The following is a 14,204-nucleotide window of genomic DNA, read 5'->3' as shown; positions in this document are numbered from 1 at the left end:
AATGCCGGTTTTGTTTTTTGGAGGTCGCGCAATGCCGATCAAGATCCCGGATCAACTCCCCGCCCGCGAAGTGCTGGTGAAAGAGGGCGTGTCCATCATGGATGAGCAGACTGCTCTCCGCCAGGATATCCGCCCACTGCAGATCGGCCTGCTCAACCTCATGCCCAACAAGGTCAGGACAGAGACCCAGATCGCGCGCCTGATCGGCGCAAGCCCCCTGCAGGTCGAACTGACGCTGGTGCGTATCGGCACCCACAAGGCCAAAAACACCTCAGAGGACCACCTCATCGCCTTCTACCAGACCTGGGAAGAGGTGAAGGACCGCAAGTTCGACGGCTTCATCATCACCGGTGCGCCGGTTGAGCTGCTGCCGTTCGAGGAAGTGACCTACTGGGACGAGCTCAAGCAGATCATGGACTGGACCACGACCAACGTGCATTCGCCGTTCTTCATCTGCTGGGGAGCGATGGCGGCCGCATGGCATTTCCACCGTCTTCCCAAGCACACGCTGGAAGAAAAGGCGTTCGGCGTGTTCCGGCACAACAACAACGCGCCTGCCTCGCCTTATCTCGCCGGCTTCTCGGACGATTTCGCCATTCCCGTGTCGCGCTGGACCGAAGTCCGAGCAGCCGACATCCCGGAGGGCTCCGGCCTCGAGCTTTTGATGGAATCGGAAGACACCGGCCCGAGCCTCTTGGCCGAGGAAGCCGGCAACCGGCTCTACATGTTCAACCACATCGAATACGATTCGACCTCGCTCAAGGAAGAGTACGACCGCGACGTGGCCGCCGGCGTGACCATCGCCGTGCCGCACGAATATTACCCCGACAACGATCCGCAGCGCCGGCCGCTAAACCGCTGGCGCTCGCATGCCCACCTGCTGTTCGGTAACTGGATCAACCGGGTCTACCAGACCACGGCCTACGATCTGGAGAACATCGGCAAGGATCGCTAGCCGACCGCCTCACGGCCCCGCGCCCGGCATCCGGGCGCGGTCCCAAAGCGCCCTACCCGGCCTTTGCACGGTGCTCGTGAAAGGCGCAGGCGAGGATGCGCAGCGCTTCGCGCGAGCGGCGGTCGGTCAGTGTCGAGTGCAGCACGATCTCGGTCGCCGGCACCTCAGGCAGGCCGAACTTGCGGCTGACCTCGACGGTTCCGGGGGGCGCCAGGCGGCTGGGGAAGACTGCCGTGGCGAGCCCCGCCGAAACCGCCGCCGTGACCATCGAAGAGCCGCCGCCGACGAACACCTCGACCCAGGGAATGCCGGCGTCGTCGAGCGTGCGTGTCGCCAGGTCGCGAACGCCACACAGCCGCGACAGCGTCGCCAACCGGATCGGCTCACCCGGGCGATGATCGAACTCGGGCGTCGCGAACCAGCCGAAATGCTCAGGTCCCAACACCTCGCCGTCGCGGCGGTCGTCCTCGCGCCTGACGATCGCGGCGTCGAGCTTGCCACGGTCGAAGGCGTCGAGCAGCAGCGTTGAATTGTCGACCTGGACCTCGATGGTCAGCGCCGGATCGTGCTGGCTGAGGCGCGCGAGCAGCGTCGTCACCTCCGGTCCGGCGACATGGCCGGCAATGCCGAGCGTGAAGCGCCGCGCCGAGCACGACAGGCCTGCGACGGCATAGTCATGCGCGGCGAGGAAGGCACGCGCCGATTCGATGAACAACGCACCGTCTGCCGACAGCCTGACACGGCGCGGGGTGCGTTCGATCAGCTTGCGGCCGATGCGCTCCTCCAGCCGCTTGAGCTTGACGCTGACCGCCGCCTGGGTCGAGCCCATGGCGTCGGCGGCCCGCGTAAAGCTCTGGAGATCCGCGACCAAAACGAAGTTGCGCACGGCCTCGGCGTCGAGCCACAGCATCTCATCCATCCTGATTTGTTATCACTGATATAGGTTTGCATAGCATTTATGCATGTTCAAGCTTCGCCTATCTCAGCTGTTTCCAGATAACCAGCGGCACTGGGCCTCCTCCTCCCGACGCCGCCAGCCGGAGACACGGGATGAAGCTGACGAGTAGAGACAATCTGGCGCTTGGGGCGATCTGCCTGTCCGCGCTGATGTTCGGCCTTGAGATATCGAGCATACCGGTGATCCTGCCGACGCTCGAACATGTGCTGCAGGCCGACTTCAAGGACATGCAGTGGATCATGAACGCCTACACCATCGCCTGCACGACGGTGCTTATGGCGACCGGCACGCTGGCCGACCGCTTCGGGCGCCGTCTGGTGTTTGCCATCACAGTTGCAGCCTTCGGTGTGACATCCCTGATGTGCGGCCTTGCCCCCAGCACGACGGTGCTGATCGTCAGCCGTTTCCTGCAGGGAATGGCTGGCGGCGCCATGTTCATCTGCTCGATCGCCATTCTCTCGCACCAGTTCCAGGACGCCAAGGCACGCGGCAGCGCCTTCGCCGTCTGGGGCGTCATATCGGGCATCGGCCTGGGCTTCGGGCCGATCATCGGCGGCACGATCGTGGCCCTGTCGACATGGCAGTGGGTATTCCTCGTGCACGCGCCCCTGGCGCTGCTGTGCCTGGCGCTGACTTTCATCAGCGTCGGAGAATCGCGTGACCCGCAGGCCAAGAAGCTGGACCTGCCCGGCATCGTCATCCTGAGTGCTTCGGTCTTCGGGCTGACCTACTACATCACCCAGGGCGCCGATCTCGGCTTTCTCAGCCCGACAGCCCTTGCCATCGCCACAGCAACACTCATTGGCCTGATCGCCTTCGTTGCGGTCGAGCGGCTGCATCCGCATCCGATGTTCGACTTCTCGGTGTTCAGGATCCGCGATTTCTCCGGCGCCATCGTCGGCTGCGTCGGCATGAACTTCAGCTACTGGCCTTTCATGGTCTATATGCCGATCTACTTCACCGCAGGCCTCGGCTATGACAGCACCGAAACCGGCCTGGCCGTGCTTGCCTATACGGTGCCGTTCCTGGTGATGTCGCCGGTGGCGCAGTACCTTTTGCTGCGCACCAGCCCCCGCGTCGTCATCCCGCTCGGCTTGTTCACCATCGGCCTCGGCTTCATCGCCATGTGGTTGGGCAGCCCGGTCGAAGGGGCAAGCGGGCTGACCGTGCTGCCCGGCGCGCTGATTGCCGGCATCGGCCTCGGCCTGACGACCACCCCCGCCACCAACATGACCACGGGCTCGGTGCCGGCCAGCCGCGCCGGCATGGCCTCGGGCATCGACGCCAGCGCCAGGCTGATCGCGCTCGCCGTCAACATCGCGGTGATGGGCTTCGTCCTGGTCGAGGGTATTCTTGCCGGCCTGCGCGACGCCCTGCCCGAAATTGCCGACGCCGGCCAGTTGCGGGCGCTGGCCGAGCGTATTGCCGCTGGTGGCGCGATCGACGGCACGCAGAGCGCGCTCGACGTCCCTGCTGACGTCGCCCACGCCGCACTGGTCAATGGCTTCCACTGGGTGATGCTCTATGGCGGCATCGGCGTGTGGGTCCTGGCCGCGATCAGCTTTGCGCTTTTTGGCGCCGGAAAATCATCCGGCCTGCCGGAGCCCCGCCCGGAAAATCGCGTCGCAGCGCACTGAGGCGACAGCTGCAGGCCCGCCGCTCCGGCGGGCCTGCGGGAACCGCGTCAGATCGTGGCGGATGCCTGGGCCATCTCCTTGATGTGTATCCGCCTCAGCGCCGGTCCGCGCTTGTCCCTGGCAAGGTGGACGGTGCGGTCGAACAGCCCGCCATTGTGGCGGGTCGGACTGAAATAGATGATACCGGTACCGGCCAGCTCGCCCTCGAACATCGCACTCACCCGTTCATGGGCAGCGACATCGAGCGTGTCGAAAGCCTCGTCGACGATCACCCAGTCGGGCCGGTGCAGCCGGAGCCGGGCAAAGGCGAGCAGCCGCAGCTCGTCGCTGTTCAGCTCCTCGGCCCAGGGCGCGGTCCGGTCGAGCGACGGCACCAGCCGGTCGAGGCCGACCGCGCCGAGCGATGCCACGAACTCCGCATCCTCGAAGGTCCGGTCCGCCGTGGGATAGGCCAGCACGTCGCGCAGCGAGCCCGGCGGCAGGTAGGACTGGCGCGGAAGGAAGGTGATCTGATTGCCTGCGGGGAGCTCTATGCGCCCGCGCCCCCACGGCCAGAGACCGGCGAGCGCCCGAAACAGCAGCGTCTTACCGGCACCAGCCTCGCCGACGATCAGCACCCTTTCACCCGGCTTCACCCGCACATGCGGTTCCGACAGCTTGGTGCAGCCGCTGGGCGAGGCAATCTCCAGCTGGTCGAAGGCCAGGCTGCCATCGCTGCTTTCGGTGAAGCCGATGCGGTCTTCCTTGTCATGCAGCACATCCGCCGCGACCAGCACGCTGCGGATGACGCCGACGCGCATCAGCGTGGCGCGCCAGTCGGCGATGGCGCCGACATTGTTGATGAACCAGCGCAGCGAGGCGTGGACCTGGTTGAATGCGCCAACCGCCATCATCAGCCCCCCGAAGCTGATGTCGCCAGCGAAATAGACGGGCGCGGCGACCAGGATAGGCGCGACCACGGTGAACCAGCCATAACCGTCGGTGACCCAGGCGAGGTTGATCTGGGTGGCGAAGATGCGGCGCATGGCGTTGAGCACGCTGCCGAGGTCGGTCTCGAGCCGCCGAACCTCGTCCGCCTCGCCGCGGGCGAGCGCGATGGCGTCGATGTTCTGGTTGATGCGCACCATCGAGAAGCGCAGTTCGGCCTCCCGCGAATAACGTTCGCTGTTTTCGGTGATCAACGGCCGGCCCACCAGCCAGCTTAGCCATGAGGCCGAACCGGCATAGATGAAGGCCGCCCAGACCATGTAACCGGGAATGGCAAAGGAGCTGCCGCCAACATGGAAGACGAAGCCGGACGACAGGCTCCACAACACGCCGACGAAAGAAGCAAGCAGGATGGAGGCCTGCAGCAGACCGATGCCCAGATCGGTGGTGAGGTCGGCGAGATGGCCGGCGTCCTGCTGCATGCGCTGGTCGGGATTGACGCCCACAGCACCCGCATTGGCGAGGCGAAAAGCACGGCCAGGTCGCAGCCACTCGCCGATCAGGTCGAGTGTCAGCCCCTCGCGCAGCTTGAGCCGGATCATCTGGTTAAGCCACTGCTGGGCGACGTTGAGCACGAGCAATCCGGCGGCAATCGCTGCAAAGACCAGGAGCTGGTCCATGAAGGCGGGAAAATCGCGGCGTTCGAGCGCGTCGTAGAAGGGCTTGTTCCAGCGATTGAGCAGGATCTGGCCGATCGATGTGCCGATGATGATGACAACGATGGAAAGACTGAGCCAGGTCAGTGTCCGCCGCACCGGCGACCCGGCCAGGGCCTGTCGCGCCATCTTGAGATGGCCGAGGAAGCCGCCGCCGTCAAACTCGGGAACCAGCGGTTCGCGATTGGCCCTGTCGAACGATTGGCTTGGCATGGATGCGTTCCTTCCGCTGGCCCACACTGCCCGAATCGAGACCCAAGGGCTATTCTGCCACTGTCTGCCGGACGCGTATCGCACCTGTCCGGAACATGATTGTGAACGCCGGACCTGCCGCCCCTGGCCTCTTCGTTCTTACCCAGTTCCGGGAAACCCGCTTCCCGCTTTTCCCGGAATTGCTTCAGCCCTTCGGCGCGAACACCCGCACGGATTTCGGCCGGATGCGGAAATGCGCCGGCGTCCAGGTCACCAGCTCGCCGTCGGTGTTGACCGGCCGCGGCTGCTTGGTGCGGATCGTCACCCCCGTCGTCTTGAACGCGCGGACATCGTCCCACTGCCCTTGAGTGCCCCGGCGCAGGCTGGGCAGCAGGCGCAGCAGCCGCCACCAGTGGTCGACCTCGAGGCTGTAGAGGTCGAGCCAGCCATCGTCGGCCGTCGCCGTTTCCTCCACCGTCATGCCGCCGCCATAGTGACGTCCGTTGCCGACCGAGACCTGCATGGTGCGGATCTTCTCGGTCACGTCGTCATGGTCGACATAGGCGGTGAACAGCCTGGAGCGCATCAAAAGGCGCGCAGCGACAATGCCGTAGCCCAGAGTGCCCCAGCGCTTCTTGGCGTGCTCCGTGAGCTCCGCCGCCAATTCGGCGCTGAAGCCGATGCTGGCAACATTGAAGAACAGGTGGCCGTTGACCTCGCCCAGATCGACAAGCGTCTGGCGGCCTTCGGCGATGATCTCGGCCGCCTTGATCGGATCCGGCGGGATGCCCATGGTTCGGGCGAAATCATTGGCGGTGCCGAGCGGGAGCACGCCGAGCGTCAGCCCCGTATAGGCAAGTCCTGCAGCGGCATTGTTGAGTGTGCCGTCGCCGCCACCGACGATCGCCATGTCGAAATGATCGGCATTGCGAGAGATCAGCTCGGAGGCGTTTTCGTCCTTGCTGGTCGCCATCTCCTCGATGATGATGCCGGCAGCCTCCAGCACCTTGCGCGCCTCTGCGATCGACCCGCCGCCACGCCGCGCGCGCGGATTGACGATGAGCATGGCACGCTTGCCGGCCGCATGCAGCTCAGTGCGTTTTTCGCGGATGATGACGTCGGTCAGGGTGGAATTTCCTGCTGTTGTCGCCGTTTTCGGCGCGTTGCCCCCGTTTACGCAATTTAGGGAGCAGGGCGCGCCATTTTAAGGCTTCGACAATTCACGAAACCGAAAGCGGCTTGTCCTTTTCGTCATCCTCGCGCGACCGCCTCAGCGCCGGGAAGCCACGCGTCGCGCCTGACGGCGACAAGACAGGCACGAAAACGCGACGCGATGCACGCTGCGCGACAGGTATGCCCTGATAGACGCGCTTCTGCGCCTCGACCACGATGACGCCGGAGAAGATCGGCCAGAAGCGGCGACCGAGGCTTTCGAACAGATGGTCGAAGCGCATCATCCACTTGCGCTGCGAGGGCGGGAAATGCAGCGCATCCGACCACGAGGCGACGGTGAAATTGGCGTCACGCAGAAGTTCGTTGAGCTGGCCCGGCGAGAATGGACGGCCGGTGCCGAAGGGTGTGTGCTCGAAACGCGCCCAGACGCCGCGGCGGTTGGGCACCACGATGACGACGCGGCCGGCGGGCGACAGCACCCGCCAGATCTCCTTCAGCGTCTCGCGCGGGCTTTCGGCATGTTCCAGCGAATGAACCAGCAGCATCCTGTCGATGGACGAATCGACCAGCGGCAGTTCCTCATCGAACACCAGCGCCGTCGACGACGGGCCCTGCGCCGGCCAGACGACCGCGCCTTGCGTCGCCGGCATGAAGGCGAAGACACGCTCGGCATCGGCCCCGAAGCGGTCGAGCCAGGGCAGCGTGTAGCCGAGCCCGACCAGCCGCTCGTTGGGCACGCCCGCCCACACCGATGACAGCGCCATGGTGATGGAGTGCTCGGCCAGACGCCCGAGCGGCGTGGAATAAAAGGAGCGGAGGTCGACGATGTCGGAGTTCATCGCCGGACGGTAACCGGGCTCGCCCAGGACTTCAACGACCGCATCCGTTTCACCCGCGCTGCGACGCGCTATTTGGATGACAGGGCAAACCGCCCGCCCTATCGTCCTCTTCGAAAGGGAGTTCTGCCATGGCCGTCGAGATCAAGCTTTTCATGTGCCGCACCGACAACTTCGGGGCACTGCTGCACGACAGCGAAACCGGCGAGACCGCCATCATCGACGCGCCCGAGGAGGCGCCGATCATCGATGCCATAGCCCATAGCGGCTGGACACCGTCGACAATCCTGACAACCCATCACCATGGCGACCATGTCGAGGCAAACCTTGCGCTCAAGCGGCGCTACAAGCTGCGTATCATTGGGCCGGAGGCGGAACGCGACAAGATTCCCGGAATCGACGACACGGTAGAGCAAGGCTCGGTGGTCCCCTTCGGCAACGAGACCATCGAGGTCATCGAGACGCCGGGCCACACCGCCGGCCATGTCTGCTACTACTTGCCGAAGTCGAAGGTGGCCTTCACCGCCGACACGCTGTTTGCGCTGGGCTGCGGGCGACTGTTCGAGCGTCCGGCACCGGTGATGTTCGAATCGCTGAAGAAGCTCGCCGCTTTGCCAACCGACACCGTGATCTATTGCGGGCACGAATACACGCTGTCCAATGCGCGCTTTGCCCTGACGATCGACCCCGACAACCCAGCGCTTCGTGCCCGCGCCGACAAGATCGAGAAGCTGCGGGCCGAGGGCAAGCCGACGCTGCCGACGACCATCGGCGAGGAACTCGCCACCAACCCGTTCCTGCGCTGGTCCGATCCCGCCATCCGCAAGCATCTCGGCATGGAGAAGGCAACGGACGTCGACGTTTTCGCCGAAATCCGCAGGCGCAAGGACAATTTCTGATCATGCAGGCAGCCGAGATCATCGCCACCTTGGGCATGCGGCGCCATCCCGAGGGCGGCTGGTATGTCGAGACCTTTCGCGACAATCCCGAGGGCGGACCGCACGGCGCGCGCGGCAACCAGACGGCGATCTACTTCCTGCTCGAGCACGGCGATGTCTCGGCCTGGCATCGGGTCAGGGACGCCGCCGAACTCTGGCACTATCATGCCGGGGCGCCGATCGAGTTGAAGATATGCCCGCCTAGCGGCGAAGTGAGCGCGGACGTCCTGGGCGTCAATTTGGCTGCCGGCGAGCGACCGCAGCTGGTGGTTCCGCCGGGCTGGTGGCAGACGGCCCGCAGCCTCGGCGATTGGACGCTGGTCGGCTGCACCGTCTCGCCAGGCTTCGAATTCGCCCAGTTCGAGCTGGCTGAACCGGGCTGGGAGCCGGGGTTAGTCTAGGCCCCTGCCCCATTGGTCGCCGGTGACGAGCGGTCGCGGAAAATGAGCGACTTTGCTGCAAGTACGGCGCCGCCGGTGATGAGTACGCACGCAGCGAGAATGCGCAAGGATGGCTCGGCGAAACCCGCAGCGATGAGCACCAGGGTCGACAGCAGCGGCGCGGCGTAGCTTGCCGCGCCCAGGACCTGGATGTTGCCGCGCTTGACGCCGATGTCCCAGGCGTAGAAGGCAGCACCCACCGGCATCAGGCCAAGGCCGAGTACGGCGAGCCACTGGCCGGCATTGGCCGGCAAGACGGTCTCTTCAAGCGCCAGATGGCAGGCGAAGGACAGTATCGAGGTCGCCAGGCAGAACCAGGTGACGACAGATGTCGGCACCGAGGGGAAACGCCGCGACAGGAGCGAATAGCCCGACCACAGGAAGGCGCAGACGAAGGCCATGGCATAGCCGAAGCTGTAGCGTGCATCGAAGGCGAGCCCGCCGCCCTTGGTGATGATCAGGAAGGTGCCGGCAAGGCCCATCAGCGCGCCGGCGATGTGGTTCCAGCGCAGGCGTTCGCCCGGCATCAGCGCCGAGCCCAGAACGATGAACAGCGGCCAGAGATAGGCGATCAGGCTGGCCTCGACCGCCGGCGCGTTGCGCAGCGCGGTGAAGTAGAAGAAATGGTAGCCGAACAGGCCGGCAATGCCGATGACCCAGACCTGAGGCGGGATCTTTTCCGTCGTCTCGGGCTTGGACATGAACAGCCGCGCGACGAGGCCGACGCAGGTACCGATGGCAAAAGTGATCGCCGACATCAGGAACGGCGGCACGGTGCCTGACGCATCGGTGAGCAGGGCCAGCAGCGCCCACATGGCCACTGCCGAGAATCCGATCAAAGTCGCGCGCCCCACTTACCCCTCCCGGCGCGCCGGCGCCTTTTGTCCTGGAGCATGACCGTGTCCGAAGACCACTCCCGGTTTTCGGCGCATGCTCAATTGGTGGCTTCGAACCGCCGTGCCTTGACCGTGATCGTTCCGATCTCGGTGCTCACGGTGGCGTAGATCGGGGCATATACGCCGGTTTCGCCGAGCGGCGCAAATGTCACCATGATGCGGCTGCGGTCGCGCAGAAAGGTCAGCGCCTTCTTGTCGGTTCGATAGCCCGAGACCGGCTGGAAACCCATGCGGCAGGTGACCGTGTCGCCGGAGAACCCCTTGACCGACATCTTCTTGCGCGACACTTCGGTCAGCCTGAGATCGGCGCGCAGCTCGCCATCATACATCTTGACGGTGCGGCCACATACGCGGTCGAGGCTGGACGCCTTGATGACAGTCGCCGCGATCGGGTCGGACACGGCGCGGAGATCGTCGGCGCCGAGCGGTATCCAGGTCGAGCCGCGCTTCTTGGGCGGCGGCACGACTTCGGTGCTGGCGACGCGATCGCCGGAAAAGCGCACATCGACCAGCGATGCCTTCTTGCCGGAGACATAGTCGGCCCGGAATGCGCTTGGACGCGTGCCGCCGTCGCCGAAGCTGCCGCGCGACGAGATGGTGCCGCGCGTGTCGTCGAAGAATGCCGCAAGCCCGGCGCTCGAGACCTTGCCGTTCACCTTGTAGGCGTTGCCGTCGTAACTGCTGTCGAAGGTCGCCTTGGCGACGGGAATGCCCAGGAAGGACAATGAATAGTCGCCGCTGAAGGTTTTTTCCGCCGCCCTCGCCTCCATGGGCAGGACGGCAAGCGCAACGGCGATCAGGGCGGGCAACAGGCGGAGCATCTAAGGCGATACCTCATCGTCAGCGGAAGCTGGCTTCCGGCTGGTGATGTCCCTCGCAGCTGGTTATAAAGGCAAATCCGGCCTTTCTGTGGAACTGGGGACAACCTGTCCGAGACCACGGAGCGCTTGACGAGGCTGTGAAATGCAACTATGGAACGCCAACTTTTTCCATGAGGCCGCCTGACTGAGACCGCGCGCCATTAGGTGCGTCACAGCCGCTTGGTCCGCCAGAACTGAAGGTATGTAACATGTCCCGCGCTTGCGAACTCACCGGTAAGGCCGTCATGACCGGCAACAATGTGAGCCACGCCAACAACAAGACCCGTCGTCGCTTCCTGCCGAACCTGGTCAATGTCACGCTCATCTCGGAAGTTCTGAACCAGAACGTCCGCCTGCGCATTTCGGCCAACGCGCTACGCTCGGTCGAGCACCGCGGTGGTCTCGACGCCTTCCTGGCCAAGGCCGACGCTGAAGAACTGTCGCAGCGCGCCCGTCTGCTCAAGAAGCAGATCGCCAAGAAGACTGCCGAACAGGCTGCTGCCTGATCGATCTTAAGGCGGGGGACGACCGCCTGGAGCCTCTGACGCCGCAAGGATGACGAGGCTCCGACCAACGGCTGGGCATCGCCCGGACAAACTGGTTCCATTACCCAGGATAAAAAAATGAACTCCGGTTCTCGTTATCTACCCTTTGTGGTGGCCATGGCGCTTGTCGTCGTCGCCTCCAACATCCTCGTCCAGTTCCCGATGCAGGGACAGGTCGGATCGCTGGCCCTTGCCGATATCCTGACCTGGGGCGCCTTCACCTACCCCTTCTCCTTCCTGGTCACCGACCTCGCCAACCGGCGCTATGGGCCGAAGATGGCCCGACGAATCGTTTTCGTCGGCTTCATGACGGCAGTGGTCTGCTCGATCGTGCTTCCGCCGCTGCTGTTCAGGTTCGGGCTGATTCCTTTCGAGACCGCACCCGGCCGTCTGGCGCGTATCGCGCTGGCGTCGGGTACCGCGTTCCTGGTCGGCCAGCTGCTCGACGTGACCGTGTTCAACTGGCTGCGCCGCCAGAGCTGGTGGCGCGCTCCGATCATCGGCACCCTCGTCGGCTCGGTCTTCGACACTATCATCTTCTTCGGCATCGCCTTCTCCGCCGTCTTCGTCTTCCTCGGTCCGGAGGACGGTTTCGCGCTTGAGGCCGCTCCCTTGTTCGGCGTCATGTCGATCGAGGCGGCGCGCTGGGTGTCGTGGGCGCTGGGCGACCTCACGGTGAAGCTGCTGATCGGCCTGTTCGCCCTAGTGCCCTACCGGCTGATCGCCACGCGCTGGAGCCAGCCGGCGCTGGCCTGAAGCCGGCGCCATGTTCCCGTAATCCTGCGACGCTAGACGCTGCGACCTCATACCGAGGTCCGCAGATGCAAGTCACGTTGAGGCCGTTGGGCCCTGCCGAGCGCGAAAAGGTTCTTCAGCTCCAGGTACGCCGCTCGCAACAGGGGTTCGTGGCCACCAACGCCGATTCGATCGACGAGGCGGAGGACGGCGACCATTGCGTGCCGCTGGCAATCTACGACGCCGATGTCGCCGTCGGTTTCGCCATGTATGCGCTCGACCCCGACGACGGCAATTACTGGATTTATCGGCTGATGGTGGACCAGCGCTACCAGCGACTCGGTTATGGCCGCAAGGCGCTCGACGAGTTGCTGAAGCTGATGTCCAGGCTGCCGGGCTGCAGCCAGGTGACGCTCAGCGTGGCGCCCGGAAACGATGTGGCAATGGAGCTCTACCGCCAGATGGGCTTCCGCGAATCGGGCGAGATCATCGGCGGCGAGATCGTCTTTCGCCGCAGCATGCACAACATCGAGTGACTACCGGTCTATCCGCGTCGAGAGGATGATCGACGACAACGTGCGCTCGACGCCTTCGAGCGCACCGATCCTGTCGATCAGCACGTCGAGGTCACGCACCGACGGCGCCTCGACCACGACGATCATGTCGAAATTGCCGCTCACCGAATGCAGGGTGCGCACCTCGGGGATGCGGCGCAGCACGGCCTCCACCGCAGCGGAGACCTTGGGCAGCGCCGTGACCAGGATATGGGCGCGGACGAGGTTCTTCTCATAATCGGCCGACAGTCTGACGCTGTAGCCGGCGATCACCCCGCGCTTTTCCAGACGCTCCAGCCGGCTCTGCACGGTTGTCCTGGACACACCCAGCTTGCGGGCCAGGTCTGCCGTCGAGGCGCGCGCGTTCTCGCGCAAAAGGTTCAGCAGGGCAGCGTCTGGATCGGTCGTCATTTCGCACTTGCTTGTCGTCGATATGCTCAAAACATAACGTCTTTTCGTCGTTCTCGATACTGCCTTTCGACGAGACATGACCATAGAATCGCGCACGAAATTCCATTCCAAGGGGACAGACCATGAAGCAAATCGTTGTCGTAGGCGCAGGCAAGATCGGCTCGACCATCGCCGACATGCTGGCGGAAACCGGCGACTTTCAGGTGACCGTGGTCGACCGCTCGCAGGCAGCGCTCGACGCGCTGGAAGTCAGCGGCAATGTCGCGACCAAGCAGGTCGAGATCTCGGAGGCCGGCGCGCTCGACGGCGTTCTGGCCGGCAAGTTCGCCGTGATGTCGGCAGCCCCCTTCCACCTGACCACCAAAATCGCCGAAGCCGCCGCCAAGGCCGGCGTGCACTATCTCGACCTGACCGAGGACGTCGCTTCGACCCGCATCGTCAAGGAACTGGCGGGCAAGGCCAACAGCGCCTTCATCCCGCAGTGCGGCCTCGCCCCGGGCTTCATCTCGATCGTCGCCAACGACCTCGCCAAGCGTTTCGATTCGCTGGAGAGCGTGCGCATGCGCGTCGGCGCCCTACCGCAGTACCCGTCGAACGCGCTCAACTACAATCTGACCTGGAGCACCGACGGCGTCATCAACGAATATTGTGAGCCTTGCGAGGCGATCGTCGAGGGCCAGCTGATCGAGGTTCCGCCGCTCGAGGAGCGCGAGGAATTCTCTCTCGACGGCATCACCTACGAAGCCTTCAACACCTCAGGTGGCCTCGGCACGCTGTGCGAGACCTATGAAGGCAAGGTGCGCACGCTCAACTACCGCACCATCCGCTATCCCGGCCACGCCGCGATCATGAAGGCGCTGCTCAACGATCTCGGCCTGCGTCATCGCCGCGAAGTGCTGAAGGACATCCTGGAAAACGCCCTGCCGGCGACGCTGCAGGACGTGGTGGTGATTTTCGTTACCGTCAGCGGCCGCAAGGGCGGACGCCTGCTGCAGGAGAGCTACGCCAACAAAATCTACAGCCGCCAGCTCGGCAAGCTGACGCGCAGCGCCATCCAGATCACCACGGCTTCAGGCATCTGCGCCGTGCTCGACATGCTGGCCAACGGCGCTCTGCCGCAGAAAGGCTTCATCCGTCAAGAGGACATCGCGCTCGACGCCTTCCTCGCCAACCGTTTCGGCCGCAACTACGCGCAGGCCGCAGCGAACCATCTGGCGGCCTGATCGCCCGATAGCCTTCCGGAGAGAATGCTCCGAGGCCAAAAGTTGGGCAGCGAGGGGTTGGGGGACCCCTCGCTTTTTTTTGCGCTGTGTGCGGCCGACGCTCCGCACCGTGGTCGGCGCTGATTTTCGACGGCCTGTGCGGCCGGGATTGCCCCCCTTCCCATTTGTGGGAGAGGTCAAGACTTGGGTATAGGTAGCGTCCCGCACC

At 64.4% G+C, this 14,204-nt stretch carries 15 protein-coding genes; 8 read left to right on the top strand and 7 right to left on the bottom strand.

From position 1 onward, the window contains the following. Window positions 1-31 precede the first annotated feature (31 nt). A complete protein-coding gene (metA, locus tag NDO48_RS02040; protein ID WP_018429699.1) occupies window positions 32-955 on the top strand; it encodes a homoserine O-acetyltransferase MetA in 924 nt (307 codons plus the stop codon). Between the two features lie 52 nt (window positions 956-1,007). Here the strand turns inward: metA and NDO48_RS02035 are convergent, their stop codons facing one another. After that, on the bottom strand, window positions 1,008-1,865 hold the full coding sequence (locus NDO48_RS02035) for a LysR substrate-binding domain-containing protein (RefSeq protein ID WP_026227555.1): 858 nt from the start codon (window positions 1,863-1,865) through the stop codon (window positions 1,008-1,010). Between the two features lie 140 nt (window positions 1,866-2,005). Here NDO48_RS02035 and NDO48_RS02030 point away from each other — a divergent pair, with 140 nt between their 5' ends. Next, window positions 2,006-3,550 carry an MFS transporter gene (locus NDO48_RS02030; protein WP_040456347.1) on the top strand — a complete coding sequence of 515 codons (1,545 nt, stop codon included), beginning with the start codon at window positions 2,006-2,008 and terminating at the stop codon, window positions 3,548-3,550. A 47-nt stretch (window positions 3,551-3,597) separates the two neighbouring features. Here the strand turns inward: NDO48_RS02030 and NDO48_RS02025 are convergent, their stop codons facing one another. The 3 genes from NDO48_RS02025 to NDO48_RS02015 form a co-directional block, all read right to left on the bottom strand. Then, entirely contained in the window at window positions 3,598-5,406 is a 1,809-nt protein-coding gene (locus NDO48_RS02025) for an ABC transporter ATP-binding protein/permease (RefSeq protein ID WP_018429702.1), read from the bottom strand. Between the two features lie 184 nt (window positions 5,407-5,590). Then, a complete protein-coding gene (locus tag NDO48_RS02020) occupies window positions 5,591-6,451 on the bottom strand; it encodes a lipid kinase (protein WP_018429703.1) in 861 nt (286 codons plus the stop codon). A gap of 154 nt (window positions 6,452-6,605) precedes the next feature. Next, a complete protein-coding gene (locus NDO48_RS02015) occupies window positions 6,606-7,397 on the bottom strand; it encodes a class I SAM-dependent methyltransferase (protein WP_018429704.1) in 792 nt (263 codons plus the stop codon). Between the two features lie 128 nt (window positions 7,398-7,525). Here NDO48_RS02015 and gloB point away from each other — a divergent pair, with 128 nt between their 5' ends. Continuing rightward, the gene (gene gloB / locus NDO48_RS02010; RefSeq protein ID WP_018429705.1) at window positions 7,526-8,293 is read left to right on the top strand and encodes a hydroxyacylglutathione hydrolase; all 768 of its coding nucleotides are present in this window, start codon (window positions 7,526-7,528) and stop codon (window positions 8,291-8,293) included. Between the two features lie 2 nt (window positions 8,294-8,295). Further along, window positions 8,296-8,733 (top strand): cupin domain-containing protein, encoded by a 438-nt coding sequence (locus NDO48_RS02005; RefSeq protein ID WP_018429706.1) that lies wholly within the window; start codon window positions 8,296-8,298, stop codon window positions 8,731-8,733. Here NDO48_RS02005 and NDO48_RS02000 read toward each other — a convergent pair. Continuing rightward, window positions 8,730-9,626 (bottom strand): DMT family transporter, encoded by an 897-nt coding sequence (locus tag NDO48_RS02000; protein ID WP_026227557.1) that lies wholly within the window; start codon window positions 9,624-9,626, stop codon window positions 8,730-8,732. The two genes, NDO48_RS02005 and NDO48_RS02000, sit on opposite strands and share 4 nt — an antisense overlap. A gap of 80 nt (window positions 9,627-9,706) precedes the next feature. Then, window positions 9,707-10,489, bottom strand: coding sequence for a DUF3108 domain-containing protein (locus NDO48_RS01995; protein ID WP_018429708.1), 783 nt, complete (start codon window positions 10,487-10,489; stop codon window positions 9,707-9,709). 248 nt (window positions 10,490-10,737) lie between these two features. Here NDO48_RS01995 and rpmB point away from each other — a divergent pair, with 248 nt between their 5' ends. From rpmB to NDO48_RS01980, 3 genes are all read left to right on the top strand, one after another. Further along, the gene (rpmB, locus tag NDO48_RS01990) at window positions 10,738-11,034 is read left to right on the top strand and encodes a 50S ribosomal protein L28 (protein ID WP_026227558.1); all 297 of its coding nucleotides are present in this window, start codon (window positions 10,738-10,740) and stop codon (window positions 11,032-11,034) included. Window positions 11,035-11,151: 117 nt separating this feature from the next. Further along, window positions 11,152-11,829, top strand: a complete 678-nt coding sequence (locus tag NDO48_RS01985) for a queuosine precursor transporter (RefSeq protein ID WP_026227559.1) — start codon at window positions 11,152-11,154, stop codon at window positions 11,827-11,829. A 65-nt stretch (window positions 11,830-11,894) separates the two neighbouring features. After that, window positions 11,895-12,344: a GNAT family N-acetyltransferase gene (locus tag NDO48_RS01980; protein WP_267320767.1), complete on the top strand. Its 450-nt coding sequence runs from the start codon at window positions 11,895-11,897 to the stop codon at window positions 12,342-12,344. On the opposite strand, the gene NDO48_RS01975 is transcribed toward NDO48_RS01980, so the two are convergent. Then, on the bottom strand, window positions 12,345-12,773 hold the full coding sequence (locus NDO48_RS01975; RefSeq protein WP_018429712.1) for an Lrp/AsnC family transcriptional regulator: 429 nt from the start codon (window positions 12,771-12,773) through the stop codon (window positions 12,345-12,347). Window positions 12,774-12,895: 122 nt separating this feature from the next. Between NDO48_RS01975 and NDO48_RS01970 the strand changes: the two genes are divergently transcribed. Beyond that, on the top strand, window positions 12,896-13,996 hold the full coding sequence (locus tag NDO48_RS01970) for a saccharopine dehydrogenase family protein (protein ID WP_018429713.1): 1,101 nt from the start codon (window positions 12,896-12,898) through the stop codon (window positions 13,994-13,996). Window positions 13,997-14,204 lie beyond the last annotated feature (208 nt).

It is taken from the genome of Aminobacter sp. MET-1 (assembly GCF_026521175.1).
In the GTDB taxonomy this organism is placed as follows: domain Bacteria; phylum Pseudomonadota; class Alphaproteobacteria; order Rhizobiales; family Rhizobiaceae; genus Aminobacter.
This window is presented reverse-complemented; position numbering and strand designations above follow the sequence as displayed.

Coding starts and splice junctions, on each gene's coding strand:
- NDO48_RS02025 (WP_018429702.1), bottom strand. CDS start 5,406: ATGCCAAGCCAATCGTTCGACAGGGCCAATCGCGAACCGCTGGTTCCC.
- metA (WP_018429699.1), top strand. CDS start 32: ATGCCGATCAAGATCCCGGATCAACTCCCCGCCCGCGAAGTGCTGGTG.
- NDO48_RS01995 (WP_018429708.1), bottom strand. CDS start 10,489: ATGCTCCGCCTGTTGCCCGCCCTGATCGCCGTTGCGCTTGCCGTCCTG.
- NDO48_RS02020 (WP_018429703.1), bottom strand. CDS start 6,451: ATGCTCATCGTCAATCCGCGCGCGCGGCGTGGCGGCGGGTCGATCGCA.
- NDO48_RS01975 (WP_018429712.1), bottom strand. CDS start 12,773: ATGACGACCGATCCAGACGCTGCCCTGCTGAACCTTTTGCGCGAGAAC.
- NDO48_RS02035 (WP_026227555.1), bottom strand. CDS start 1,865: ATGCTGTGGCTCGACGCCGAGGCCGTGCGCAACTTCGTTTTGGTCGCG.
- NDO48_RS02005 (WP_018429706.1), top strand. CDS start 8,296: ATGCAGGCAGCCGAGATCATCGCCACCTTGGGCATGCGGCGCCATCCC.
- rpmB (WP_026227558.1), top strand. CDS start 10,738: ATGTCCCGCGCTTGCGAACTCACCGGTAAGGCCGTCATGACCGGCAAC.
- NDO48_RS01970 (WP_018429713.1), top strand. CDS start 12,896: ATGAAGCAAATCGTTGTCGTAGGCGCAGGCAAGATCGGCTCGACCATC.
- NDO48_RS02015 (WP_018429704.1), bottom strand. CDS start 7,397: ATGAACTCCGACATCGTCGACCTCCGCTCCTTTTATTCCACGCCGCTC.
- NDO48_RS01980 (WP_267320767.1), top strand. CDS start 11,895: ATGCAAGTCACGTTGAGGCCGTTGGGCCCTGCCGAGCGCGAAAAGGTT.
- NDO48_RS02030 (WP_040456347.1), top strand. CDS start 2,006: ATGAAGCTGACGAGTAGAGACAATCTGGCGCTTGGGGCGATCTGCCTG.
- NDO48_RS01985 (WP_026227559.1), top strand. CDS start 11,152: ATGAACTCCGGTTCTCGTTATCTACCCTTTGTGGTGGCCATGGCGCTT.
- gloB (WP_018429705.1), top strand. CDS start 7,526: ATGGCCGTCGAGATCAAGCTTTTCATGTGCCGCACCGACAACTTCGGG.